This is a genomic window from Sulfurisphaera ohwakuensis, assembly GCF_009729055.1.
GTDB classification, from domain to species: domain Archaea; phylum Thermoproteota; class Thermoprotei_A; order Sulfolobales; family Sulfolobaceae; genus Sulfurisphaera; species Sulfurisphaera ohwakuensis.
The window spans coordinates 2,192,052-2,216,300 of the sequence record NZ_CP045484.1 but is presented as its reverse complement, the minus strand read 5'-3'; the positions used below and the strand labels follow the sequence as shown (position 1 = coordinate 2,216,300).

The following is a 24,249-nucleotide window of genomic DNA, read 5'->3' as shown; positions in this document are numbered from 1 at the left end:
GTAAAGTATATAGATAAGTTAAAATTTTTAGATTGAGAATATAGAGAACGAGATCATGAATTCAGCAGTCCAAGAAACCCTTACCTCAAATCTTTATGATCAACAAGTTAAAAAGTTATATCATGTAGGTGAAATCCTAGGCCTAACAGAAGATGTTTTACAAGTTTTATCAACACCAGAAAGAGTAATCCAGGTAAAAATCGAAATAAAAGGAGCTGATGGTAAAGTAAAAACATTTGTAGGATGGAGATCACAACACAACAGTGCATTAGGTCCTTACAAAGGTGGAGTAAGATATCATCCAGATGTTACACAAGACGAAGTTATAGCGTTGTCAATGATGATGACATGGAAAAACTCATTACTTCAACTACCTTATGGCGGTGGAAAAGGAGGTATAAGGGTCGATCCTTCAAAGCTAACGAAAGAAGAGTTAGAAGCATTATCCCGCAGATATGTAGATGCACTATATAAATATATTGGAAGTGATATAGATATACCAGCACCAGATGTAAATACTAATCCACAGATTATGGCCTGGTATTTAGATGAGTACATAAAAATAACTGGAAAAGCAGATTTTGCAGTATTCACTGGTAAACCTATAGAACTGGGAGGATTACCTGCACGAATATACAGTACTGGACTTGGTGTAGCTACAATAGCTAAAGCTTCAGCTAAAAAATTCTTAGGTGGAATTGAAGGTGCTACAGTAATAATCCAAGGATTTGGAAATGTGGGTACTTATACAGCAAAATTCTTGCAAGAAATGGGTGCAAAAATAATTGGGGTAAGCGATTCTAAAGGTGGTGTGATAGATCCTAATGGTATTGATGTTCAAAAAATAATAGAAATAAAAGAAACAACTGGTTCGGTAATTAATTACCCATCTGGTAAGAAAGTCACAAATGACGAATTACTAATATCTGAATGTGATATTCTTATCCCAGCAGCCTTAGAAAATGTAATAAACAAGTTTAATGCACCAAAAGTAAAGACTAAATTAATTGTAGAAGGGGCTAATGGACCTCTTACTGCAGATGCAGATGCTATAATGAAAGAAAGAGGAATACCAGTAGTTCCAGATATTTTAGCTAATGCTGGAGGTGTTGTTGGAAGTTACGTAGAATGGGCTAATAATAAAATGGGAGAAATAATGAGCGAAGAAGAAGCCAGAAAATTAATTATACAAAGGATGGAAAACGCATTTGAAGGAGTATATCAAAAGTATAACAAACTAGGTGATCAAGACCTAAGGACAGCTGCAATGGCAATTTCAATTGAAAGAGTAGTAAATGCTATGAAAGCTAGAGGTATGTTATAACAATAGTAAGTATTAAAAAGATAATAAATATTATTATACCTAAAATTAACATAGTTTTTGCTATTTTTTTATTGCTTCCAAAAACTATAGGAATAGGTCCTATAAATATAACTCCTCCATATTCGCTTCTTTGTTCTCCTTGCCTATTTTCTTCCTCTTCTGCTCTTCTTTTTTCACTCTTCGTAAATTCTAAGAAGAGACCTACCATTACTAATATGAGACCCAAAAATATTGCAGTCAAGCCAATAGCAAATAGTAACTCACTCATAGTTTTATTATATAGATTCTAAAGATTTAATTTTATTTGCAAGTATCTCCATTTCTTTAGGCATCTCAACACCATCATACATAGTTACTAGCTCACCTATACTATTTCTAATCTTATCATAATCAATTCCTCTCTTCTTAAACACATTAACTAACCAACGATAGGTTTCCTCTTTAGTTAAGTCTCTTAACTCTTTTTCATCCGGATAAACACCGAACTTTCTAATAACATCGATCAATCTCCCTTTTGTATAATAATTCTCTATTTCTCTCCCTAATGGTACACAATAGTCCTTTAAATTAATATCAATCTTATCACACAAGCCTAGGAAAATCACATCTAACCCTAACATTTCACGCATTTTTAACCATAATTGCAGTTCTAACTCATTGTTCACCTTATATATTCCTATTCCTAACTCGTCGTTAGAAATCCCTATTCTTCTAAGCCAATTTAAAATAACTGATGGTTCAGCTAATTCACTAGTTAAAACAATAAGCCTATTAAAGAGAACATCTCCTAAGTTAACTCTCAAAATTCCAGTTATAGTTCTTAATTGTTCATCTAATGTGACTTTGATTGCCGAAGAAACTCCATTCTTCTTCTTCATAATAATATAATTATCTACATTAGACGAAATTATGTAAGGAGAATGAGTAGTTATGAAGACTTGAAAAACACTATTATTTGTCCAGTCTTTTATAAGCTTCATTATTCTAGATTGTAATGTTGGATACATATTTACTTCTGGCTCCTCAAGTAATAAGATCTTTCTACCACTAAGCCATAAAATAAATAACATTAGAATAACTCTTTGAAAACCACTAGCTGCTAAATCTATGTAAATAGGTAAGTTTTGAATATTTAAAACTAGTTTGCCAGAATCCCAGAACTCTATTCCTTTAATTTCTGGTATTACTTCTCCTATTAAATTGACGAAATCATACCATTTTCTTCTCATGTTTATTGGGCTTCTATTCATTTCTATCATTTTCTTTAATATTGCATCAAAATATGTCTGATCGAATATTGGAACATATTCTACTGATTGAGAAGCTAAAGAAAATAATGATTTTACTTCTTCGAATTGATCTCTTGTAGGCGGAGAATTATTTACAGAAAAAGATTCTAAACTCCACTCAATAAATCTATTATTGTATCTCAACTTATTAACAACCTCAACCTTAATCTTTTGAGATTTGCCAATTGACCTCTGAACTTCTTCTTCAGAAAATTCTATTATACCACCAATAGTTATAGGTTTCGTGATATCATAGTCTCTCCATAGTAACATATATTCTTGATCCCTATCTTCAATACTTCTCTTCTCTATTCCAGCATTAAGATTCTTTATAAAGAGATATATTGCTGTAAGTAAATTAGTCTTACCGTAACCATTGTAGCCAACTATGACGTTTAACCCACCTAAATCTTCAAGCCTTATATTTGATAAACTTCTAAAGTTGTCGACGTAGAAGTTGATAATCTTCACTTTTCCTCACTCTACGCATATTTCTCCATCCTATAATATAATCGTTAACTAACTATTTTATGTCGTTCTATAATGAGAGAAAAAAAGGAAGTATTATTAGTGCTAATAGTTTTAAAGGGTTGCCTTAATAAGTCCTCCATCTACTGGAATTAATACGCCATTTACGTATGTTGAAAGCTCAGAAGCTAAGAATAGAATAACATTGGCTACCTCTTCAGGTTTTCCAATTCTCTTTAATGGAACATCTCTGGTAATCTCCCTTATTATTTCCTCCTCATTTCTACCTTCCCTTTTAGCCCTATCCTTAACCAGTTGATCTACCCTATCAGTTAATGTCCAGCCTGGCATTACTCCGTTAACCAAAATTCCTTTTTCTCCTAATTCTCTAGCTGAAACTTTAATTAATCCTGCTAAAGATAACCTAACTACGTTAGATAGGTCCAAATTAGGTAAAGGTTCTTTTAATGTCATTGATGTAGATAGAATAATTCTACCACCACTTTTCATTAATTTTCCAGCTTCCCTTACTGCAATAACAGCACTCATTAAAAGAAGATAAAAAGCATTAATCCAATCTTCATTTGTTAACTCAAATAAATTTCCTGGTTTTGGACTTCCAGTGACATAAACTAATACATCCAGCCCGCCTAAAATATTGTAACCAGACTTTATTAGGTTCTCAACATCAGATGGTTTTGTCAAGTCTGCTACTATATAATTTACTTCACCAAGATTCTTTAGTCTTTCGTAAGCTTTCCTTAGATTATTCTCGTCATGAGAAGATATAACAACTTTTGCACCTTCTTCTAAAAATCTTTTCGCTGTTGCAAAACCTATACCTTTACTTGCTGCTGTTACTATCACTTTCTTCCCTTTTATCCCAAGATCTATTCTTACCACCAAGAAAATAATCAATTGTATACCTTTTTGGGGTTATCGCTATCTCTCTTATCTTCTTAAAATCTTCCTCAAGAATTTTCCTTAGATTAGGATTGTAAAGTGCCGCAGCAGGATGATAAGTTGGAAAAACTATAATCTCTTTTCCCTTATATTTCCATACATAGCTTTTACCCCTAACTTTTGTTATGGACGAAAAATTTTCGCCCATTTTATTAAAAATATATTTTGTAGAATGTCTTCCTAAAGTTATTATGATTTTTGGCATGATAATATCAATCTGCCTATCTAGATAAGGAGAACAAGCCGTGATCTCATCTTCCTCTGGATCCCTATTATTTGGTGGTCTACATTTCACTACGTTTGTAATAAATACTTGATCCCTTTCCAATCCTAAAATTTCCTTAATCAACTGAGTAAGTAATTTGCCGGCTGCACCAACAAATGGTCTTCCTTCTTTATCTTCGTTTTCTCCAGGTGCTTCTCCTATAAACATTATTTCGGCTTTTGGATTTCCTTCACCAGGTACTGGATTGGTTCTAAATTGCCATAATTTGCACTTCTTACAAGAAATAACTTCCTCTTTTATTTTTTCTAAACTATCCATCAGTAAATCGACCCCTCCTCATTCTTCAGTCTATGTCGGCATCATCATTTGTCCCCCACTCGGCTGAGGATCCTCATCGCATACACATAGGCTCAGATCCCGGAGGAGAGTGGGGGTATTTAATATTTTAATCCTTGAAGTAAGTATTAACTTTAATGTCTGTAAACAAAAAATATTTTCAGCTACAAGATTTAATTTTAATAAAAACTTCAATAGAAAAAGTGATATTACACATTAATGAAAGAAAAGAAAGAAGTATTTTCTCTTGGATAGATAAAGAATTGTCTGGTTTATGGAATTTCAAAGACGAAGGGCTGAGAAATGATATAGAAGAAGTTAAAAAGTATGTGAAAAATGAAGATTATATAAAAACAAAGGAAAAACTACAATTAATAGAGAAAAAAATCGAAGAAAAAATAAATCAACTATATAGGGAAATGCTAAATTATTGATACAATCGCATAGTAATTCTGATACATTATATAGATGGCTACAGCTATTATTATTATTGCAAAAACTTTTCTCAACATTCCTCTAGGCATGCTAGATGCTATCTTAGCACCAATATATCCACCGGCAATACCGCCAAGTAAATATAAGATGCTAATTACTGGATCAATTTCACCAGCTATTGCATAAGTTAAAGCACCAGTAACGCCAAAAGTTCCTACTGAAATTAAAGAAGTCCCTACAGCTTTTATCATACATATTCCAGTACTAAATAGTAAACCAGGGACAATTAAAAATCCTCCACCTATACCGAAAAAGCCAGACGCGAAACCAACTAAGAATCCTATAGGAATAATTCTCTGCAATTTTACTCTTTGTAAAAGCCCTTTAGTAGGTTCTCCATTAGGATAAGTTTTAGAAATAGCTGGTCTATCTTTTCCTCTAAAAACCATAACAGCTATTACTATCATTAGAATTCCGAACAAAAATAGTAAAAGTCCCCCATGAACTATTAACCCAACTCTGGCACCGACGTAAGTTCCTAAAATTCCTGGCAAAGTGAAAAAAATACCCTCTAAGATTCTAACATTTCCTTTTTTCCAATGGATGAAAGCATTTATGTATGCGTTTAAACCAACAGCTAGAGCAGTAGTTCCTATCACTAAATGATCAATATAGTTTTTACTAACACCAGGTAGGTAAGCTAAACCAACGAAATATAATAAAAGCGGTATAGCTAAAATTGATCCTCCTCCACCTATTAGTCCTAGACTGAAACCAACTAAAAAGCCAGCAATAATTGACAAAACGTATTGTAAAACCGTTAACTCAAGCATGAGTTATATTTTTTATTTTTAGTTTAAAAAGTTTTGTTTAATCAAAATTAACTTGTTAATAGGGAATATTTTCACCGTGTGGACATTTTTCTGGCTTACCAAGATACTCATAAATTCTTTCTATAACTTCGTCCGGTACAGAGTAATCAAACTGCTTAGTATAATTACATGCTTGATCTGGAGATAAACCAATTTTAACTAAGAATGTCTCGATAACTCTATGAGCTCTCAGCAGGGAATCTATTGCTTTTTTCCCCTCATCAGTTATGAATATACCTTTATCAGATTTTTTTAGAAATCCTTTACTCTCTAAATGTGAAATCTCTTCATAAGCACTAGCTACACTTACATTTAGATCTTTTGAAATCCACGATAATTTTGCTGGCTTCCCCTCATCATTATATTTCTTTACTGATAATAAATATGAGAGCTCACGTCTTGAAAGTTTCACAATAAGAATATTTCCCACAAAACTATATAAAACTAGGTGACCAAATGAAAGGAGTTATTCCAGCCATAGTCACACCTTTTAAAGAGAATGAAGAGCTAGACCTAGATTCACTAGAAACATACATACAATTCTTGAAACGAAATGGAATAGAACATTTCTTTGTTCTAGGTAGTACAGGAGAGTTTAACATGTTGTCATTTGAGGAAAAAGCAGCATTTCTAAAGAAGTTAGCAGATATTACAAAGAACGGAATAGTTAACGTGACTGAAAACTCAACTTATAACGCACTAAAATTAGCTAAGATTGTAGTAGATTTAGGCTTTGAAGAACTAGCAAGCTTACCACCATTATATCATAAGCCATCAGAAAAAGGAATAGTAAAGTATTTCGAGGATCTATCTAGGCTAGGAATTCCATTAAACATGTATTATTATCCTCAAAATTCTTATCAGATAGCCGAAAATACAATAGAAAAATTAGTAGAAGAAGGAATAATACAAGGGATGAAATATACTACAAATGATTTAGTAAGTTTTAAGAATCTTATTTCTTTAAAAGAGATAAACAAAGAATTTAGCTTGCTTATCGGAAATGATGAATTATTTTTAGAATCCTATTTAGCTGGTGGAGACGGTTTAGTGTCAGCAGTAGCTAATATAGCACCAGAGTTAGTCGTTAAAGAATACGAGCTTCTTAAGAATGGAAATTTAACCGAGGCCTTAAAAATACAAAAAATGATTGAAAAAATTAATAAAGCTATATTGATTGGAGACTATCCCTCAACACTAAAAAATGGACTAAAATATAGAGGTATATATGTCGGCAAAGTTAGAAGTCCTTTGCAAGAAAGCGTTGATGGAAATTCTTTAATATACGGTATACTAAAAGAATTAGGATTATGATGAAGGTCGATGTAATGATGGATGAGTAGAATATCCCCGGCTGATTATTTAATATTTCTAATTATTTTTTCTTTAACTGAAGGATCTAAATTACTTAATACCTCATTCAATATTTTACTATCTCTCTCAGCTAAATTCTTTGGTAAATTACTTACAGCTTTCATTCTTAGTGTTACTATAGCCTTAATTACCTTATCATCATACATAGAAACTAACCTTAACATGCTATCACACCAATTTTTATACTCTTCATCAGTAGCTTTTGAAGCTAAAACAGTAAGAACATCTGTCAGCGTTTTGACTATAGTATTTTCATCTAATGAGAGCAAAAATTGTAAAGTTGAATTTAATATTTCATTTCTTTTTGTATAGGGAAGTTTTGCTACTTCGATTGGATTAAATTGCTGAGACATAATATTTAATTATTTTTAAAATTAATAAAATTATTCCCCACTCTTTATGGTCCTTTCGAATCTAAGATATCTCTTAATAGCATCTAAAAGAAATACACCACTAGCCATAAAACTAATTAGAGAAGCAAATATTTCCATAGCGAAGGGGTGAGAAAACATAAGAAGAATAAGAAGAATAGTAGAGGTTAAGAAGAATGAGGCAAAGAATATACTTTTGGGTAAAATATTATTGAAAATTACTATATAATCATCGTCTAAGATTATTTTATTAATAGTGTATTTCCCATCTAATGTCTCTTTAACTAAACCGTATTCTAAGAGCTTCTTTATGTGATATCTAACTGCACTTACTGAAGCAAAACCTAGATCTTCTTGGATTTGCCTCAAAGTAGCCTCCTTCTTCTTTAACAAATAATAATAAACTCTTTTAGTTGGCGGTGATAACTCTAATTCCATATATTTATGTCATATTATCCTAAAATAAAATTTTCCTTGATGATTGGAATAGTTATTTAAAGTATTTCAAACATAAAACTAACATATGAATAAATTATTAGTAGCCGCTATAGCCGGCGTACTATTTTCTCTAGTGATAGCATTTATCGTGCTTTATGCTACCTCATATTACTATGGTTATTACGGAACCTCTTCTCCCAATAGAATCATAGTACAAAAGAATAATGGAGAAACTGAAAATAATAAAATACCACCTGTATATGTATTAAGCAATGTTAGTTATTCTAAGTCTATAAGTGCAATGTTAGCTGGATTGAATGGTACAATAACTCGATATAATATTTCTTACGGTAGTACGCAAGCACAAGAATTTATATCACCATTATCACAAGAAAAAAACGTATTCTTTATCCAACCAAATTTCATAGTTGCATCACCTAACTCTACTATATCATTTAAACTCTATTTTAACATATCATATTATAAACTATATAACGATTCAATTTATACAGACCAGATAAGTGGTTATTTATATAACTTTAGCGTAACTCAACTTAACCAATCATTAAATGGGTTTATATTATATAACGTGACAGCACATGTAGGAAACGTTAAATCTGGTACACTTATTTTACTCCCTATTTGGGATACAAAGTTCTTTGAAATACAATATGTTATAGTATTAATTAATTAAACTACCCTCAGTAGCTATCTTCCCTCTTTATACTTAAATGAAAAGAGCCCATTGTAGTTTCATGAAAAGAGTAAAAATTATCAGAAGGAGAATAAAATATAACAAACAAGAAGTACCTAAATACTAAACTGAATCTACTCTCATTAACAAACGAAAATCATAAAAGATAAAATGATTTATATATATGTGCCGCGGTAGCTCAGCTGGCAGAGCGCCGGGCTGTTAACCCGGTGGTCGCAGGTTCGAGTCCTGCCCGCGGCGCCATTTTACGTTCTTCTCCTTTTATATAACATTACGTTAACACAACAGCAAAGGGTAAATATGCAATAATATAATACACACTACTTCAGTATGGGAATCTCTTTTTTCTGAGATAAATAATAACATTAATCAAAATTGAACAAAAACCAGTATCATTCAAATAAAACCACATATATTTTATGATATAGAGTATAATTAAATATATTTTTATTAGGAAAAACAGGAAATATTAAATTAATTTCACATGGTTAAAAAGGGTTGCATAGAGTTAGCTGAAGTTCACGAATAGCATTTATTGGAAAATAGTTGCGCAAGATTTTTCTTACAAATAATTTTCTAATACTTATATCTAATTTTAGTAAATAGGATAAGTTCTATAGTTTTTATAGTAACAGTATTCATTATTTAAGCTGGTGTATTTAAAAATTATCTTATCGTTAGGATTTTACGTAAACTCTACTCCAGAAAGGATTAAGGAATATATGTTGGACCTACAAAGTGAGAATTTAAACTAGGCACTATGCAATGACTCTCAAACTATTTATTAAGGAAATAACCGAAAAATCCCAGAGTAGCAAAAGAATTATATGATTCCTTCAAATTGCCTAAAAGGACGTCTAATTATAAGCCTCCTCCTTTATCATTAGATACACTAAAGAAGATTTTTCAAAAATATCGATGACTTAAGAGCTAAAGCCCGCTTTTTAATTTAGCAGAGACTGGTTTAAGAGTAGGGGAAGCTGTCATAAAGTACAAAGAAGTATAAGGCAGGGTCAGCTCGTAACTGGTTCATTATTAGATCAGTTCTCGCTCCATTTATCACTATTTGACCCCGCCATGTACCATATTGTACTTTCAGATATTTAAATTTTGTGGTACTTTGTGGTACAATAAAGTTTTTATATTAAAGTACAATAAAAAAGTATATTGAGGTAAAAATGCCTAGACCCGGTTACAAATCGATTTACTTCCCCGATGACGAGTTATGGAAGAAGATAGTTGATGAAGCTGAGAAGAGGAAAGTAAGCGTTTATGAAGTATTGAAAGATGCTTTTGAGTGCTACATGAAGGAAAAGGAAGGAAATAAAATGAGCTTGGAGGAGGTGATTAAGGAGGTCCAGGAGTTAAAGAGAAGGGTTGAGGAGTTAGAAAAGAAGGTTAAATAGAATTTTCTCAGTAAATTACGAATTAAACTGAATTTATTTCACGCATCATTTTCCCTATCGGATCCCATATATGCATATTTAATATATTCAATCCAATTTTTCAAAATTCAATGAGAATAATTACCATATCCTTTTTAATGCTTGTAACAAACATATAATTATGAAGAGTGGAAAAGATGGGGAATATTATTACGTAACAATTGAAAGTGATGAGGAGTTAGAGAAGTTAAAGGAGTTAACGCTTAAGAAAGTTAAGGGCTAGAAACGGTAAGCCTTCTTATCCTTCCCAATCTTCCAAATAAAAACTGTACAATCTTTAGAGTCAAAACTATAAATTATTCTTATATCTCCAGTTACTTCTACTGAGAATAAAGGCCTTCCATCCTTATCGGTTTGATTCTTTAATTTCTCCCTAGCATATTTCTTAGTGTCCTGCCTAAGCAAATACAGCTTATCAAAGATCAACATTACTACCTCTTCATGAGGAAATTCCTTAGCTAAAAAACTCTGATAACTCCTCAAGGTGATTTACCCTCTTCCTAAACATGAACTCTAATTCCCACTTATCACAAACCACAATAAGGTAAGAAGAAAATACATCTAAAAATCCTTCTATTTTCGTTTAATATTTCATTAGAAATAATCTGGATAAGTAATATAATATGCAATTAATAGGAGTATGAAACCGGCAAAGATTGCTAAACCATTTACTGCGGGGTTATCATACTTATAGTGGGCTAAGGCAAACCTCCTCCATTTCCCATTTTTTCTTCACATAAACCCCAGCTTCAGTAAACATATCTGAGAGCGTCCAATGCGTAATTAATGTAATTTACTTTATTAATAAAATTTTCATATAAAATACAAGTATTACATAACCTAACTTGCATAATAATACTTAGTGAGATTACATCTAGATTATACAATGTAAGAACTCTTTACTAGAAAAGTTCTCTCTTATCCTTGATTATCGAAAATTAATAGATTATTTGCAGTTATATTTAATAAACTGATTTTATATTATCATACTCTTAGTAATTAAGTGAATTTAATTCTAAGCAAATGCGTTTTATAACTTTTTACTTTATTTAGGTATTCACAATAATTACACATTGAACATTGCCACAGCACTATTAAAATACTTAGTTGTGAAGTCAAAAGAGAAAGGCAAAATTCCTCAAATATATAAAAACTCAAGTTTTTATATAAATAATTTCATAAAAATTCTCTAACACCTTTTCTCTTTGCCTCTTCTTTAGCTCTTTTCGTTATTTCTTCCACATTTCCTGAATAAAACAGCATATTAACATAAATTCCCTCCCTTAAAGAATACATAAAGTTATTTATTTTGCATAATAATTTAGCGCCTAACTTCTCCAATACTTTCTGAGATCTTAAATTCCTCTCATCTACCCAGGCAGTTATAATCTTAATTTCATGCATTTCTTTAAGAGCTTTATATATTAGTGCGTAAATCAATCCCTTACCTCTAAATTCTTTAGCTACAGAATAAGCAATTTCAGCAACATGAGGTTGTTTGTTTAACCCAAAGTATTTTCCCCTTATTAACTGAACCGAACCAATAACTTTCTCCTCCGCAACTGCTAGGAACATTGGATTGTCATTCCATTTTATCTTCTTTACGTTTTCTAACTTTACGTCCTCATATCTTATTATAGTATAGTTGTCGGGGTCATCCTTTAAAATCTGCAAATATTCAAAAAATTTCTCTGCATATTCTTCTCCCGCTTTAATAACTTTTATATTCTTTCCTTCTATCAGCATAAGATTAATTATAGCTTTTAATATTTTATTTTTATATTCCTAAATGATTAATATAAAAATTTCATATAATTTATTACTATTTCAATATAGAAGCGAATCGTAATAACCTTAATAAGCTAAAACGATATGCTAAAATCACATAATATCTATTGCTAGTTAGCCTTAGTAATAATTTTATAATCTTTTTTCTCAGCTTATTTAGTATGCGTAAATATTGGTTCCTTTTATTTATTTTTATTATTCTCTCAATTTATTTAAAAATTGTTGGAGAGTATAATTTTCCCCTAAATGTTTTACTTTTTAAGATAATTAATTACCACCAAATAGCTTTACTGAATTCCTTCTTTGTATTTTTTTCTAAGTATGGAAGAGAATATGTGTGGATTCCTTTAACTGCTATTCTTTTAATATTTAAAAGGACTAGAAGAATTGCTATAACACTTGCTGCCTCCTTTATTTTAGCTATTATCTTAGGTGAAGCTAGCAAAATAATTATGGCTCAATTAAGGCCTTTCTATTATATACATGCTGACCTTTTAGTTCCGCCTCCACATGATTATAGTTATCCTTCTGGTCACGCTTTAATTGTAGGTGATGGTGCTATGGTATTATATAAAACTTCTCCTAGATGGTTATGGATTCCCTTTTTCATTGAAGCTTTGATAGTATCTTATTCTAGGGTTTATGTTGGTGTTCATTGGCCTATTGATATTCTAGGTGGTTGGCTCTTAGGTTCCTGGATAGCTTATTTTACCGTTGATATGGAGAGTAAGGGAATACTTAGGCCTATAGAGAAGCTATTTAAAGTTTCATGAGATGATATAATTAATGATAATTATTGTTAGGCTAGCTGGAGAAATAGGTATAAAATCTCCACGATCAAGGAAAAACTTTGAACACGCACTTATAAATAATATTAAGAATGTTATAGATGTAGAAGAAGTTAGTATTGATCAAGGTTATATTATTTTAAATACTAAGGGAGATTTCAGTAAGTTAAGTAAAGTATTTGGCATAGCATCATTTTCTCCTGCTGATGTAATTTCATTTTCAAAGTTACAAGATATAGTAGATTTTGTAAAGAATAAGTATGCTGAAAAGGTAAAAGGAAAGAAATTTGCTATAAGGGTTAGAAGGGTAGGTAAACATAATTTTACCAGTTTAGATGCAGCAAAAGTTATTGGAAGCAGTCTTTATCCCTATTCTTCTGGAGTTGATCTTGAAAACCCAGAAATAGAAATCCATGTAGATATTAGGCAAGATTATGCTTATGTTTATGATAAAGTGTATGAAGGGGCCAGAGGATTACCCATAGGAACTACTGGTAGAACTATTGTGTTGTTTTCAGGGGGTTTTGATTCTCCAATAGCTACATGGATGATGATGAAAAGGGGTTCATCAGTAACTTTGCTTAATTTTAAACTAGGCGGAGAAGTACACAAGAAGATAGTGTTAGATGAAGTAAAGATCTTGTCTGAGTGGAATAGTGGCCATAAAATTAAGGTTTATTTCGTTAACGGAATTAAGGTTCTTTCTGCATTAGCTGATGTAAAAAGATATATTAGGGTAGTTGTACTAAAGCGCATAATGTATAAGACTGCAGAATTGCTTGCTAAGAAGATAAATGCTTATTCAGTAACTACTGGTGAGTCATTATCACAAGTTTCTTCTCAAACTATGAAAAACTTATTTGTTACAGAGTACGGTATTAATATTCCAATCTTTAGACCGCTTATAGGATTTGATAAAGAAGAAATCATAGAATTATCACGTAAAGTGGGCACTTACGAGTACTCATCAAAGTTACCAGAATATTGTGCAATATCAAGTAAGTCAACAACAAGTGCAAATCTAGAGGAAGTATTAGAGAGTGAAAAACAAGTAAACATTGAATATGAAAAACTTATTGATGAAGCAGAAGTTGTTGAAGTCTAATCAGTTCTCACACGGCTATATCATCGATCTAGCCGGGGTTCAGTCATCATCTTAACAAAATTAAGTAACTCATGTTTAGCTTCTTCTAACGAAGAATAAATTTTTGGCGGTCTCTTGAAGTAGTATCCACAGATCTGTGGTATTGCGCCGCCAATTCCATTATCTTTAGCTATTTTAGCTAATCTTATTAAATCTATTAAAGGTACTACAGCGTTAGGAGCATCTTCTGTTTTAAACGAAATATCTAGTTTAAATGGAACACCAAATGAGTATATCCCTTCAATACTCATGTAACTTACTCTTCTATCTCCTAAAAATTCTACATAATCTGAAGTACCTGCAATTACTTGAGCATCATCAGCATGAGATGAAATAAAATTTGATTTAATTCCTTTTTTCAAATCTTTTCTCCATTCTTCTAGTGTAACATAAGTCTCTGTATTTCCTGAAATATCAATTTGATATGTTCTTATTACTTTCACTCCTCTACTTTTTAAAAACTCTATAATACCAGTATGTAAAATTGTTCCACCTATTTGACTTAACAAATCATCACCAAATATTGGTATTTTCTTCTCAGCAAATTTAGGAGCATATATATTAATTATTTCTGCAGGTGTTGCATTGATGAAAGCTACATTAGCGTTAAGTGATGCACTTGCATAATATTCGTTGGCTTGTTGTGTACCAGCTGGTAATAGACTTATTGAAACATCAACATCTTTTAATTCACTTTCAACATCGACAGGCTTCTCTTCAGATTCTTCGATAATGTTAGATAATGAACCTTCTAGTCCATCTAATGTTGGCCCTCTTTCAACAATAATGTCTAATTTTACATCTACATATTTTTTTACTACATTAGGTTTCATAAAAATAGCTTCAGATATCTTTTTCCCTACTTTTCTTTTATCTATATCGAAAGCCTTTACAATTTCTATCTCCGTAGGCGAAATACTAAGATCTAACAATCCTGGTAAATTTTTTCCTTCCTTTAACCATTCTAGACCTTGTAAAAGAGCACTTGCAACATTTCCTACACCAAAAATTGCAACCTTAATCAAGATATAACACCTACTATCAATGGTGCTACTATACCCAAAGCTATACTTAAAATTGATGCTATAATTGCTGCATCTCTTTCTGTAGAATTTACATTCCTAAAGTCTCCTTCTCTAAAAATTTCTCTAATTGGCGGTATATAGTATCCAGCTGATACAGCACTATTCAAAAACCCAATAACAGTTAACCATGGTTGTGAGAATGATGCTTCTAGAACAAATAATTTAGCCCAAAATCCTAATATTGGCGGTATACCTAATAAGCTTAGGAGTAATATTGAAAGCGCAAATGCTAAGGCTTTATCACTAGAACTCATTCCTCTAAAACCTTCAATATAACTAGTTCCGCTAACTTTCTCTATATGAGATAGAGCAATAAATAAACCGGCCTGAGCTATTGAGTAAGCTAATAAATAAACCATTAATCCACTAGTAGAAACAGTTGGATTATAAGGTAGCATAGTTATTGCAATTAGCATAAACCCCACTTGGGTAATACTACTATATGCTAACATTGACGCAAAATCTTGCCTCGAGAAAGCTACTATATTTCCAAATATTAGGCTCATTACTGTAATCAAAGCAAAAATTACGAATATGGAGAATCCTACTATACCAGATGGTTTTAAGAAATAGATTATATCAAAGAGAGGTGCAATACCTACTATTTTACCTACACTTGATACAAAAGCTACAGATATTCTGTCTGACATAGAGTATACATCTGGAAGCCATGCTTGAAATGGAAAAGCCCCTACTTTAAAGAGGAAAGCTATTGAAAGAAGCATAATCCCTAGTATTACTAAAGTTTGGTAGTTTATAGTAGCATCTAATGATAGAGAACCAATTCCTAAAATGAAGAATGCGAAACCTAAAACCATTAGAGAGCTTGAGAGTAACCCCATAATTAAGTATTTTACTCCAGCAATAGTCGAAGAGTAGTCCTTCCTAATCATTGCAATTACATAAGTTGCGGCAGATGCTATACCCCACGATGCTAGTATGGTAATTACATTATATGCGAAACCTAAATAAATTACGCCTAAATCTGTTAACATCGCTAAGGATAAGAAAGAGGATCTAGTCTTAATAGGCTCTAAGCTTTCCATTCCTCCATAAATAACTATTATTGTAGCTAATATTGCCGATACTGCAATGAAATATCCGAAATTAGATAAGTAAAGAGTAGAAGAAAATAGAGAGTAGCCATAATATCCTAACCCGTAAAAAATTATTAGAGTTAAAAAAGAAACCAGCAGAGTACTAATAGATAAATCGACTGCTATAATATATCTGCTTCTAGTACCATTATCAATATATAGGACAGCTATAGATGAAAATACTATTAAAATTGAAGGAAGAACTATAGGAATATATTGAAGTATCATATTTTACACCCCCATAATGAAAAAGATTATGATAAAAGCAAGAATTACAAGGCCTATTAAATACATAAAAATGTAATCACGCAAAATTCCTGTTTCAGTCTTCTTGAAAATACTATTTCCTGCCCTTATGAGTCCTTGAGGTAATCGCATATTTAATGATAAATCAATAACACCATATTCAAACTTTTCATAAACACCTTTAGCAAACCTATATCCTGCAATCCCAAATTTGTCAAACGCTGGATTAACAAACCAACCATAGTATAAGAAGTCAACTAATGGTCTTAGGCCAGCATATTTCCCTAGATCTAAACCATTTAGATACAAGGCTAATGCTATAATAACACCTAAAATAGCCAGCAGAACTGATGGTAAATCTAGGGATATGAATGAACTACTTAGACCTATACTTGTGAAAAATGGGACAAGAGAGGTCAAAAATACAGCACCAAGTATTATTGATGTAATAACTAATATTGCTGGAGATATAATCATCAGTGGATGAACATGACTCTCTTCTTCCACATCTTCACCATTCTTCCATAAAAATGCTTTAATTACATAACGAATTATATAGACACCACCTAAAAACTCAGTTATTACATATAGTGGGAATAATGACGTGTTAGAAGCTAGAACACCAATTAAGTCGTGTGCCCAGAACCCTATCAATGGTGGTATACTTGCAAGATTAAGTGCAGCTAATAATTGAAGGACAAATACAGTCTTTAATTTTCTATACAAACCTTTGAATACTCCTACATATCTATTTTCGGTAAAATGAATTAAACTACCCGCATTCATGAATAATGAAGCTTTATATGTTCCATGAGCTAACATTTGTATAAAACCAATTAAGATTCCAGCATATAGATAGTTAAGATTAGAAGTTAATGAGGCAAGTAAACCTCCTATTGAAGACGATAAAATCATTAGTGAAATCTGATCGGCTGTGGAATAAGCTAAAATTAATTTTTGTTCATTTGAAGCCAATGCAGATGTACTTGTATAGATTGCAGTAAACATTGAGATTCCTACCATAATACTCATAAATAGTGTTGTTTGAGGATTTGGATAAACTAAGAAGGGGTATACAAAGAATGTTAAAATCGCACCCAGATTAACCATTGTTGCTGCATGTATTAGGGCACTAACAGGTGTGGGACCAGTCATGGCTGTTAATAACCACTGAGTTAATGGGAATTGAGCACTTTTACCTAGACCTCCTAAGAACATTAAGAGTAAAATTACCCAACCATAAGGAAGATTATATATTAAGTGTAAGACTGAAAATAAACCACTATAGATAGTAGTTATACCAGAATAGTCTGACAAAGTAGTCAAATACATTAAGTAACCCAAACCTACTATTAAGCCTACATCTCCAATTCTAGTAAATATCATTGCCCTTATTCCGCTAGTTGTAGGTCTTGATAAGTATTCTATCCCGAACACTTTTCTACCAAAGTCACCTACAACATTCCTCTCATTGTCATCTAGCCAATAGCTAATTAGGCCATAGGATGCAAGACTGGTTCCCTCCCAACCAGCTAGGAATAGTAACACATTATCTGCATATATTACAGCCAACATTGAAGAAACAAAGAAACCGAAAAATCCCCAATATCTCCTTAAAACACTATCCTCTTTCATATAACCTATACTATACATTGAAATGAAGAAAGCTAGTGAGGATACAAAAACACCTAAAAGTGCTTGTAAAAGTGAAGAGCTAAATGTAAAGTAGCTAAATATTGTGGTAATACTTTGTGGAACAAATAATGGTGAATGAACAGAGTTTATTAAGTTAATAATGGCTAAAATCATTGATATACCTATTAACGCTGTAACTATACCTCCTCTAGTATCTTGATTCATTGGAACAATAAGTGCTATTAAAGACCCTATAGCTGGTAGGAATACTATAAGGAAAAGATTTAAAGAATTAGCAGAAAAAGTTTGAATAAAATTACTTAATGAATGAGCCATAAATTCTGGGAAGAAGAAGAATATAACACTAACTATCGCTGTTATTATCATTGGAATTGAGTACTCATAGGCATTGTCTAAACTTTGTTTTCTTTCTTTGATGTTTGAATAAACCTTCTTAAATAAATAAGTAGCATAACCCGAAGACATTCCTATTGCTATCATCAGTAGTGCAACAAGAAGCACAAAGAAACCTTCACCAATTAATGGCACTAATTGCCCCGCAGACATTAATAATAAAACTTCACTAACTAAACCTACTGTTGGCGGTAGTCCTAAAATATTAAGAATACCTATAAATGACAATGTGGTGTGTAATGGAGAAACCAGATAAAGTCCACCTAATCTTTCTATATCCCTCTCTTCCAGTTCAGTTATAGCTGCTCCAGCACTCATGAAGAGTAATGCTTTCCCAAAACCGTGAGATGCATAAATTAAGACTGAAGCTATTATTCCAAGGGGTAATGTCAAAACTGAAGATTTTAACCCTATGAAAAAGGAGATTGAAGCACCCAGTAACATATAACCCATCTGTGACACGCTAGAATATGCTAAAAACCTTTTGAAATCCCTTTGGGCAAGAGCATTGATACCTCCATATATCATAGTTATTATTGCCCAAGCTATGAATATAGGAGCTAAGAATGAAAATGATGGAAACAAGTAATAATAGATTATGACTACAAATATGCCTAATCCTACCATGTTAGGACTTAAGAGTATAGAAATTGGTGTGGGTGCCTCGCCATGTGCATAAGGAAGCCAAATATTAAACCCCGCTTGAGCACCTTTAATAAACATACCTATTACTCCAGCTATAAAAATCAAGGGAGCATAAGCTATAGTGGAATAATTATATAGTTGACCAAAACTACTGTAAATATCCATTTTTCCGCTGACTAAACCTAAAATAACTATTGAGGCTAAGGTTAAAATAGTACCTACATGAGTCCATATAAAGTATAATAAGCTTATCCTTCTTCTATCTCCATATCCATAAAGTAAAATTAAGAGAAATGATGTAATTAGAGATATTTCTAGGAATATATAGAGTTCTAATAAGTTAATCGAAATTACTACATAAAACATTGAGATTGCGAAAAGTGAATATAACGCATAATATAATCCCCAATTGCCATAACCTAGTTCATGAAATCTTTTCTCCATATATCTTTGAGAGTAGTAAACAGTAACTAAAGTGACGACTAAAATTGTGATTATAAGAGGATAGTTTAAGTCATTAACCGTGAACCCAAAATTACCTACATAATTAGTAACATAAAACTCATAAAATAAACCATATCTAAATAAGAAATAGACATTAATTACTATAGACAAGAAAGAGAGTATCCCAGATATTCTTTTATCTTTTATAAAAAATATTATTGATGCAACAATAAAAGATATAACGAAAACAAATAGTGATATCATCTTATTCCACCTCTAGAGAATTTTTATTCCTATAATAAAGAATTATAGCTGCAAAAGCAACTACAACTTCGACTAATCCCATACTAACAGCAAAAATAGAAAAAACAATAGGAAGATAAACTCTACCTAGTATTGCAGAAGCCGAAAAAACAAGTAGTATTGAAGAATTAAATATAATTTCTGATGACAGAAGTATTCTTACTATATTTTTACTATTTAGTAATCCATATACTCCTATACTTCCAAGAATTATACCTATAACCAAACCAAAGTAAGGAAGAATCATATTAATCCCTCCGTGCGAGAGATATAGCCTCAATCATAGTTGTTAAAAGTGCTATTATTAGGATAAGTGCTGGGAACCAATAGTTTTGTAAAATTTCATTAGCTAAAGTTTGTAAACTAAAGATCTCTAATGTTGAAACTGGTGTTATACTAGAGAAAGTAGCAAATATATCAATAAATACGAAAACACCAACAAGCAACGCTATTATAGGAGCCCAACTTATCTTAACCTCTTTAACATTTAACCCTCTAAACATTACTAGAGAAATTGCTAAAAACACTACAGTTGAACCAACATAGAGTAAAATATGAAATGCTGAATAAAACGAGTAAGCAAAATTAATTAACGCTATCATAGCAGCAACGGATATTCCTAAAAATACTAGACCTATCGCTGCATAAAATACATTCTTTTGCCTAGTTATAAACAGTGCAGAAGCAATACTTATTATTCCAAAAAATACAAAAAATGAAACTTGAAAATCACTCATCAGGGACATATTTGATCCCCTTCTTTTCGTCAACAACAGCTCTAACTTTTTTCACTATACCTTGAGAAGGTATCGGTTGATCAAAATCTTGATCAAACCTATCTGGTCTAAATACTAAATCTCTCCTATTGGTAAATACAGCATCATGAACCCTAGTCTCCTTTAAGGCGTCAACTGGACAGACATCAACACAAAAACCACAGAATACACATCTACCATAGTTAATTGAGGGAAACTTCTTTCCTCCCTCAGTTACCATTTTCATTGCGTCTGCTGGGCAAATTAATGCACATAAAGTACACCCTATACAAATATCTTTGTATAACCTTATCATTCCTCTATAACCAGTTGGTAATGTTAGCGATTCTTCTGGATATTTTAATGTTATCCTTTGAGGTTGTATCATGTACTTTATTCCAGTTCCTACTGCATTTAAATGATCTACAAATAATCTAAACGGATTTTTTTCTTTTTTATATTCTTTTACTTTATCCATAACCATCCCACCACCAAACCTAAAACTAAAGAGGCAAAAGCTACGGGAAGTAAATATTTCCAAGAACCCCTTAAGGCTTGATCAATCCTATATCTGCCATAAACACTTCTTAAAAATACAGTAAACCATAAAACAATTATAGCCTTTATTGCATTTATTAGAGCCCCTGGTAAACCATTTAACGGAAGCCATCCGCCCAAGAAGAGATCAGAGAAAACAAATGATAATGCAAAAGTCGAAATATAGCTTCCTCCCATCGCTAAAACGAATAAAAAGCCACTATACTCTGTTGAAGGACCTACAACTAATTCGCTCTCAGCCTCAACAATCTCAAACGGAAATCTTCCAGTTCCCATTAGCATACCGACTAGAAAAACGATAGCAGCTAGAGGATTAGCAACGATGCCAGGTATTCCAGATTCTACAACCTTAGCAATATCTAACGTATGATATTCTATTGCAATTGCAACAACTGACATTACTAAAAGAACATCATATGACACGGACAATAAGGCTTCCCTAACTGCACCTACAATAGCGAATCTGTTATTAGTAGCCCATGCTTGAAGCAATATAAATACTGGAACAACAGAAGATAATCCTAAAATTAAAATCATATTATACGGCAAGAAGTAGCCTACAAAGATTCCACTATTTATGTTAGGGTCATAGAAGAAATGGAAGTATGGTGATAATACTGAACCACCTTGGGGTATTGCAGAAAATGGTATAAGAGCCATTGGTATAAAACTGAATGTTATAGGAAATATTGGAGCTAAAACATAAAGCGTAGGATTTACTCCAGTTGGGATAATTATTTCTGAGAATACCAACCTTATAGCATCAGCTATCAACTGTGTAATACCACCAGTCCTTTTCGATACATATAGAGGGCCATATCTCATCTGAACTCTGGCAGCAGCTTTCCTCTCAAACCATATTGTAAGTAATAATATTATTGTAGTAAATATTAATCCGGGAAATATAATTACTGCAAAAAAAGATGGATAAAAGAAATAGTATCTAATAGCTGAAAGTACATCCACCATTATCTATCAGCCTCCGGAGGGAAATAATCTAAACTACCATATATTGCAACTAGATCAGCATAACGTGCTCCCTTAGCTAATTCCTTAAAAACATATATTAAACGATATGAAGGGGTAATCATTCTTAACCTATATGGATGAGGAGAACCATCACTAACTACATAATAAACTAGTTCTCCTCTAGCAGCCTCAACCCTAGAAATTGCTTCTCCCCTTGGAGGTCTGAATGAGGCATAATAACCTGGAAATACAACTCTTCTTTGTCCTTCCCACCATTTCTTTAATCTAGTCGGAGGAATTTGTTTAAAGAATCTGTCGCTTAATATATTACCCTCTGGAATATTCTTTATTACTTGTTCTAAAATTCTCATACTTTGTTCTATTTCTTCAAATCTAACTAATAATCTAGCATAGGCATCTCCTTCTTTATACACTGGTATCTCAAAATCCACCTTATCATAAGCAGCATAAGGCTCTATTTTTCTAACATCATAATACACCCCAGAGGCTCTTAAGTTAGGTCCTACTGCTCCCCATTTAATTGCATTCTCTCTAGTCATAACACCAACATTTTCTAATCTATCCCTTATATTTGGATTCTTCACAAAAATTTTATACCAATCTTGTACTTTTTTCCTTTGATAAGCAATTGCCTTTTCTATCATTTCTTTAATAGCTGGTGTAAGATCTCTTCTAACTCCGCCTGGAATAATGTAAGAATTTGTAACCCTTGCACCAGTTAGTGCTTGAAGTATTTCCACCCATACTTCTCTATCTCCAAAACCCCACATAAAACCAGTTGAGTGACCTAAAAATATTGCTAATATACCAGTACCATATAAGTGGCTTGCAATTCTATTAATCTCAGCTGCTAATGTGCGTAAGTATTGTGCTCTTTCTGGCACGTCAACTCCTAAAATTTTTTCAACAGCCATAATATATCCTAAGTTCATATGTATAGAATCTAAGATCGCAGGTCTTTCTACTAAAGGTATTAAATGCATATAATTTCTTACTTCACTTAGTTTTTCAACAGACCTATGAACATAACCAACATCTAAGTCGGCATCAACAATAATATCACCATTAAGTTTAACATAAATTCTCATATGTCCAGAGCCAGGATGCTGAGGACCTACATTAAGTTCTCCCTCTACCGGAACAATATCAACTTCCATTCCAGATGGATATAATGCGTCAGCTTGGTTTGTCAACAAATAACCCCTCCGTCTTAATCTTATAGCTCTTTCTCATGGGATAAACACCTTCAAAATCTTCTGGTAAAAATAGCCTTCTTAAATCTGGATGACCCTCAAATATTATTCCATACATTTCATATGTTTCCCTTTCCCCAGTCCAAACACTTTCCCAAATCTTATATAAAGAAGGCAATTTAGGATCATCATATTTTACTCTTGTTCTTAAGGCCACAATAGTTTTAGCTAAATCAATATTTGAATAAGAAGAGATATGATAAACTACTTCAAACTCTTGAGCATCTGGATAGTCAATTGCAGTGACGCTTTTAACATGATCAAAACCAAGACTTTTAAGAAAATCTGCTACTTCAACTATCTGAGATCTATCTACTTGAATAGATGCCCTTTTATCACTCTCTACTTTTCCAGTAACTTTAAATTTGCTTTGAACTTGAGAAAATATAGAATTTAATATAGATTGAACAGTTTGAGCCATAAATTTCACCTTAAAAGCCAATACTCTATTGTGTTCACTTGTTTTACTGCGTAATAAAGTATTGGATATAAAATTACAATGCTTGACAATATAAGTATTAAAAGATCTCTAAATAGGATAAACGAGGTTGTATAAGCAGCTTCCGATATAGCAAAGAACAAAACTACAATAGGCTCAATAGAAGTATATACTAAAACATACCCATAATATTGAAGAGGGAACCAAAGTCTACCTTCACCGTATGGTATATTACCAGCTTCGAATCTACTAACCTTAACTGGATTATATTCGCTAGGCACAACCATGGAAAGTATCTTATAACCACCATATCCAGCTATAAGGAACAAAATAACTGGAAGTCCAAAAGCTAGTAATGCTTGAGTTAATGCCATCAAGTATCAATAACGAGAATGCCTAAAATATTTTT

At 32.2% G+C, this 24,249-nt stretch carries 26 protein-coding genes, 1 tRNA gene and 2 pseudogenes; 8 read left to right on the top strand and 21 right to left on the bottom strand.

Annotated features, from left to right (window positions below; genetic code table 11):
- Positions 1–55: 55 nt before the first annotated feature.
- Positions 56–1,324, top strand: coding sequence for a Glu/Leu/Phe/Val family dehydrogenase (locus D1869_RS12285; protein ID WP_156015339.1), 1,269 nt, complete (start codon positions 56–58; stop codon positions 1,322–1,324).
- Here D1869_RS12285 and D1869_RS12280 read toward each other — a convergent pair.
- The 4 genes from D1869_RS12280 to udg all read right to left on the bottom strand — a co-directional run bounded on the left by D1869_RS12280 (position 1,308) and on the right by udg (position 4,588).
- Positions 1,308–1,592: a TIGR00304 family membrane protein gene (locus D1869_RS12280; protein WP_156015338.1), complete on the bottom strand. Its 285-nt coding sequence runs from the start codon at positions 1,590–1,592 to the stop codon at positions 1,308–1,310. The genes D1869_RS12285 and D1869_RS12280 overlap by 17 nt on opposite strands.
- Before the next feature lie 7 nt (positions 1,593–1,599).
- Positions 1,600–3,084 (bottom strand): ATP-dependent nuclease, encoded by a 1,485-nt coding sequence (locus D1869_RS12275; RefSeq protein WP_156015337.1) that lies wholly within the window; start codon positions 3,082–3,084, stop codon positions 1,600–1,602.
- A gap of 111 nt (positions 3,085–3,195) precedes the next feature.
- Positions 3,196–3,975, bottom strand: a complete 780-nt coding sequence (locus D1869_RS12270) for an SDR family oxidoreductase (protein ID WP_156015982.1) — start codon at positions 3,973–3,975, stop codon at positions 3,196–3,198.
- Complete coding sequence (udg, locus tag D1869_RS12265; protein WP_156015336.1) at positions 3,926–4,588, bottom strand: type-4 uracil-DNA glycosylase; 663 nt, start codon at positions 4,586–4,588, stop codon at positions 3,926–3,928. Before udg ends, D1869_RS12270 begins: the two co-directional genes overlap by 50 nt.
- Positions 4,589–4,743: 155 nt before the next feature.
- Here udg and D1869_RS12260 point away from each other — a divergent pair, with 155 nt between their 5' ends.
- Complete coding sequence (locus D1869_RS12260; protein WP_156015335.1) at positions 4,744–5,040, top strand: hypothetical protein; 297 nt, start codon at positions 4,744–4,746, stop codon at positions 5,038–5,040.
- Here D1869_RS12260 and D1869_RS12255 read toward each other — a convergent pair.
- Together D1869_RS12255 and D1869_RS12250 are read right to left on the bottom strand one after the other, a co-directional pair.
- The gene (locus tag D1869_RS12255; RefSeq protein WP_156015334.1) at positions 5,029–5,874 is read right to left on the bottom strand and encodes a sulfite exporter TauE/SafE family protein; all 846 of its coding nucleotides are present in this window, start codon (positions 5,872–5,874) and stop codon (positions 5,029–5,031) included. The genes D1869_RS12260 and D1869_RS12255 overlap by 12 nt on opposite strands.
- A gap of 55 nt (positions 5,875–5,929) precedes the next feature.
- Complete coding sequence (locus D1869_RS12250; protein WP_052846750.1) at positions 5,930–6,325, bottom strand: metal-dependent transcriptional regulator; 396 nt, start codon at positions 6,323–6,325, stop codon at positions 5,930–5,932.
- Positions 6,326–6,369: 44 nt separating this feature from the next.
- On the opposite strand from D1869_RS12250, the gene D1869_RS12245 reads away from it, so the two are divergent.
- Positions 6,370–7,227, top strand: coding sequence for a dihydrodipicolinate synthase family protein (locus tag D1869_RS12245; RefSeq protein ID WP_156015333.1), 858 nt, complete (start codon positions 6,370–6,372; stop codon positions 7,225–7,227).
- Between the two features lie 44 nt (positions 7,228–7,271).
- Here the strand turns inward: D1869_RS12245 and D1869_RS12240 are convergent, their stop codons facing one another.
- Entirely contained in the window at positions 7,272–7,640 is a 369-nt protein-coding gene (locus tag D1869_RS12240; RefSeq protein WP_010980317.1) for a hypothetical protein, read from the bottom strand.
- Between the two features lie 30 nt (positions 7,641–7,670).
- A complete protein-coding gene (locus D1869_RS12235) occupies positions 7,671–8,096 on the bottom strand; it encodes a winged helix-turn-helix domain-containing protein (protein WP_010980316.1) in 426 nt (141 codons plus the stop codon).
- Between the two features lie 85 nt (positions 8,097–8,181).
- Between D1869_RS12235 and D1869_RS12230 the strand changes: the two genes are divergently transcribed.
- The 3 genes from D1869_RS12230 (at position 8,182) to D1869_RS12220 (ending at position 10,217) form a co-directional block, all read left to right on the top strand.
- Entirely contained in the window at positions 8,182–8,790 is a 609-nt protein-coding gene (locus D1869_RS12230; protein ID WP_156015332.1) for a hypothetical protein, read from the top strand.
- A gap of 188 nt (positions 8,791–8,978) precedes the next feature.
- Positions 8,979–9,054: transfer RNA gene (locus D1869_RS12225), tRNA-Asn, on the top strand.
- A 935-nt stretch (positions 9,055–9,989) separates the two neighbouring features.
- A complete protein-coding gene (locus D1869_RS12220; protein WP_156015331.1) occupies positions 9,990–10,217 on the top strand; it encodes a hypothetical protein in 228 nt (75 codons plus the stop codon).
- A gap of 258 nt (positions 10,218–10,475) precedes the next feature.
- Here the strand turns inward: D1869_RS12220 and D1869_RS12210 are convergent.
- The 3 genes and pseudogenes from D1869_RS12210 to D1869_RS12205 form a co-directional block, all read right to left on the bottom strand.
- Positions 10,476–10,794, bottom strand: a pseudogene (locus D1869_RS12210) (type II toxin-antitoxin system RelE family toxin).
- A 56-nt stretch (positions 10,795–10,850) separates the two neighbouring features.
- A pseudogene (locus D1869_RS15860) lies at positions 10,851–11,025 on the bottom strand (DUF1286 domain-containing protein); the annotation flags it as partial.
- Between the two features lie 407 nt (positions 11,026–11,432).
- Positions 11,433–12,002: a GNAT family N-acetyltransferase gene (locus D1869_RS12205; protein WP_156015330.1), complete on the bottom strand. Its 570-nt coding sequence runs from the start codon at positions 12,000–12,002 to the stop codon at positions 11,433–11,435.
- Between the two features lie 203 nt (positions 12,003–12,205).
- On the opposite strand from D1869_RS12205, the gene sepP reads away from it, so the two are divergent.
- Both sepP and thiI read left to right on the top strand, forming a co-directional pair.
- Positions 12,206–12,817, top strand: coding sequence for an undecaprenyl-diphosphatase SepP (gene sepP, locus D1869_RS12200; protein WP_156015329.1), 612 nt, complete (start codon positions 12,206–12,208; stop codon positions 12,815–12,817).
- 13 nt (positions 12,818–12,830) lie between these two features.
- The gene (gene thiI, locus D1869_RS12195) at positions 12,831–13,937 is read left to right on the top strand and encodes a tRNA uracil 4-sulfurtransferase ThiI (RefSeq protein ID WP_156015328.1); all 1,107 of its coding nucleotides are present in this window, start codon (positions 12,831–12,833) and stop codon (positions 13,935–13,937) included.
- A 20-nt stretch (positions 13,938–13,957) separates the two neighbouring features.
- Here the strand turns inward: thiI and D1869_RS12190 are convergent, their stop codons facing one another.
- Genes D1869_RS12190 through ndhC form a run of 10 tightly spaced genes read right to left on the bottom strand, consistent with a single transcriptional unit; the run spans position 13,958 to position 24,214 of the window.
- Positions 13,958–15,001, bottom strand: a complete 1,044-nt coding sequence (locus tag D1869_RS12190; protein WP_156015327.1) for an inositol-3-phosphate synthase — start codon at positions 14,999–15,001, stop codon at positions 13,958–13,960.
- Complete coding sequence (gene nuoN / locus D1869_RS12185) at positions 14,998–16,386, bottom strand: NADH-quinone oxidoreductase subunit NuoN (protein WP_156015326.1); 1,389 nt, start codon at positions 16,384–16,386, stop codon at positions 14,998–15,000. The genes D1869_RS12190 and nuoN overlap by 4 nt, the downstream gene beginning before the upstream one ends.
- A gap of 3 nt (positions 16,387–16,389) precedes the next feature.
- A complete protein-coding gene (locus tag D1869_RS12180) occupies positions 16,390–19,806 on the bottom strand; it encodes a proton-conducting transporter transmembrane domain-containing protein (protein WP_156015325.1) in 3,417 nt (1,138 codons plus the stop codon).
- 1 nt (position 19,807) lies between these two features.
- Positions 19,808–20,092: an NADH-quinone oxidoreductase subunit K gene (locus D1869_RS12175; RefSeq protein WP_010980303.1), complete on the bottom strand. Its 285-nt coding sequence runs from the start codon at positions 20,090–20,092 to the stop codon at positions 19,808–19,810.
- 1 nt (position 20,093) lies between these two features.
- Positions 20,094–20,591, bottom strand: coding sequence for an NADH-quinone oxidoreductase subunit J family protein (locus tag D1869_RS12170; RefSeq protein WP_156015324.1), 498 nt, complete (start codon positions 20,589–20,591; stop codon positions 20,094–20,096).
- A complete protein-coding gene (gene nuoI / locus D1869_RS12165) occupies positions 20,575–21,078 on the bottom strand; it encodes an NADH-quinone oxidoreductase subunit NuoI (RefSeq protein WP_052847026.1) in 504 nt (167 codons plus the stop codon). Before nuoI ends, D1869_RS12170 begins: the two co-directional genes overlap by 17 nt.
- Positions 21,066–22,124 (bottom strand): NADH-quinone oxidoreductase subunit NuoH, encoded by a 1,059-nt coding sequence (nuoH, locus tag D1869_RS12160; protein WP_156015981.1) that lies wholly within the window; start codon positions 22,122–22,124, stop codon positions 21,066–21,068. Before nuoH ends, nuoI begins: the two co-directional genes overlap by 13 nt.
- Before the next feature lie 2 nt (positions 22,125–22,126).
- Entirely contained in the window at positions 22,127–23,305 is a 1,179-nt protein-coding gene (locus D1869_RS12155) for an NADH-quinone oxidoreductase subunit D (protein WP_156015980.1), read from the bottom strand.
- A 19-nt stretch (positions 23,306–23,324) separates the two neighbouring features.
- Entirely contained in the window at positions 23,325–23,822 is a 498-nt protein-coding gene (locus D1869_RS12150; protein ID WP_156015323.1) for an NADH-quinone oxidoreductase subunit C, read from the bottom strand.
- A gap of 5 nt (positions 23,823–23,827) precedes the next feature.
- The gene (gene ndhC / locus D1869_RS12145) at positions 23,828–24,214 is read right to left on the bottom strand and encodes an NADH dehydrogenase subunit 3 (protein ID WP_010980297.1); all 387 of its coding nucleotides are present in this window, start codon (positions 24,212–24,214) and stop codon (positions 23,828–23,830) included.
- Positions 24,215–24,249 lie beyond the last annotated feature (35 nt).

Bases quoted from the DNA above. Each gene is read 5' to 3' on its own strand.
- D1869_RS12285 (WP_156015339.1), top strand. From the start codon at position 56: ATGAATTCAGCAGTCCAAGAAACCCTTACCTCAAATCTTTATGATCAA.
- D1869_RS12280 (WP_156015338.1), bottom strand. From the start codon at position 1,592: ATGAGTGAGTTACTATTTGCTATTGGCTTGACTGCAATATTTTTGGGT.
- udg (WP_156015336.1), bottom strand. From the start codon at position 4,588: ATGGATAGTTTAGAAAAAATAAAAGAGGAAGTTATTTCTTGTAAGAAG.
- D1869_RS12260 (WP_156015335.1), top strand. From the start codon at position 4,744: ATGTCTGTAAACAAAAAATATTTTCAGCTACAAGATTTAATTTTAATA.
- D1869_RS12255 (WP_156015334.1), bottom strand. From the start codon at position 5,874: ATGCTTGAGTTAACGGTTTTACAATACGTTTTGTCAATTATTGCTGGC.
- D1869_RS12245 (WP_156015333.1), top strand. From the start codon at position 6,370: ATGAAAGGAGTTATTCCAGCCATAGTCACACCTTTTAAAGAGAATGAA.
- D1869_RS12240 (WP_010980317.1), bottom strand. From the start codon at position 7,640: ATGTCTCAGCAATTTAATCCAATCGAAGTAGCAAAACTTCCCTATACA.
- D1869_RS12235 (WP_010980316.1), bottom strand. From the start codon at position 8,096: ATGGAATTAGAGTTATCACCGCCAACTAAAAGAGTTTATTATTATTTG.
- D1869_RS12230 (WP_156015332.1), top strand. From the start codon at position 8,182: ATGAATAAATTATTAGTAGCCGCTATAGCCGGCGTACTATTTTCTCTA.
- D1869_RS12220 (WP_156015331.1), top strand. From the start codon at position 9,990: ATGCCTAGACCCGGTTACAAATCGATTTACTTCCCCGATGACGAGTTA.
- D1869_RS12205 (WP_156015330.1), bottom strand. From the start codon at position 12,002: ATGCTGATAGAAGGAAAGAATATAAAAGTTATTAAAGCGGGAGAAGAA.
- sepP (WP_156015329.1), top strand. From the start codon at position 12,206: ATGCGTAAATATTGGTTCCTTTTATTTATTTTTATTATTCTCTCAATT.
- thiI (WP_156015328.1), top strand. From the start codon at position 12,831: ATGATAATTATTGTTAGGCTAGCTGGAGAAATAGGTATAAAATCTCCA.
- nuoN (WP_156015326.1), bottom strand. From the start codon at position 16,386: ATGATACTTCAATATATTCCTATAGTTCTTCCTTCAATTTTAATAGTA.
- D1869_RS12180 (WP_156015325.1), bottom strand. From the start codon at position 19,806: ATGATATCACTATTTGTTTTCGTTATATCTTTTATTGTTGCATCAATA.
- D1869_RS12175 (WP_010980303.1), bottom strand. From the start codon at position 20,092: ATGATTCTTCCTTACTTTGGTTTGGTTATAGGTATAATTCTTGGAAGT.
- D1869_RS12170 (WP_156015324.1), bottom strand. From the start codon at position 20,591: ATGTCCCTGATGAGTGATTTTCAAGTTTCATTTTTTGTATTTTTTGGA.
- nuoI (WP_052847026.1), bottom strand. From the start codon at position 21,078: ATGGATAAAGTAAAAGAATATAAAAAAGAAAAAAATCCGTTTAGATTA.
- D1869_RS12155 (WP_156015980.1), bottom strand. From the start codon at position 23,305: ATGGAAGTTGATATTGTTCCGGTAGAGGGAGAACTTAATGTAGGTCCT.
- D1869_RS12150 (WP_156015323.1), bottom strand. From the start codon at position 23,822: ATGGCTCAAACTGTTCAATCTATATTAAATTCTATATTTTCTCAAGTT.
- ndhC (WP_010980297.1), bottom strand. From the start codon at position 24,214: ATGGCATTAACTCAAGCATTACTAGCTTTTGGACTTCCAGTTATTTTG.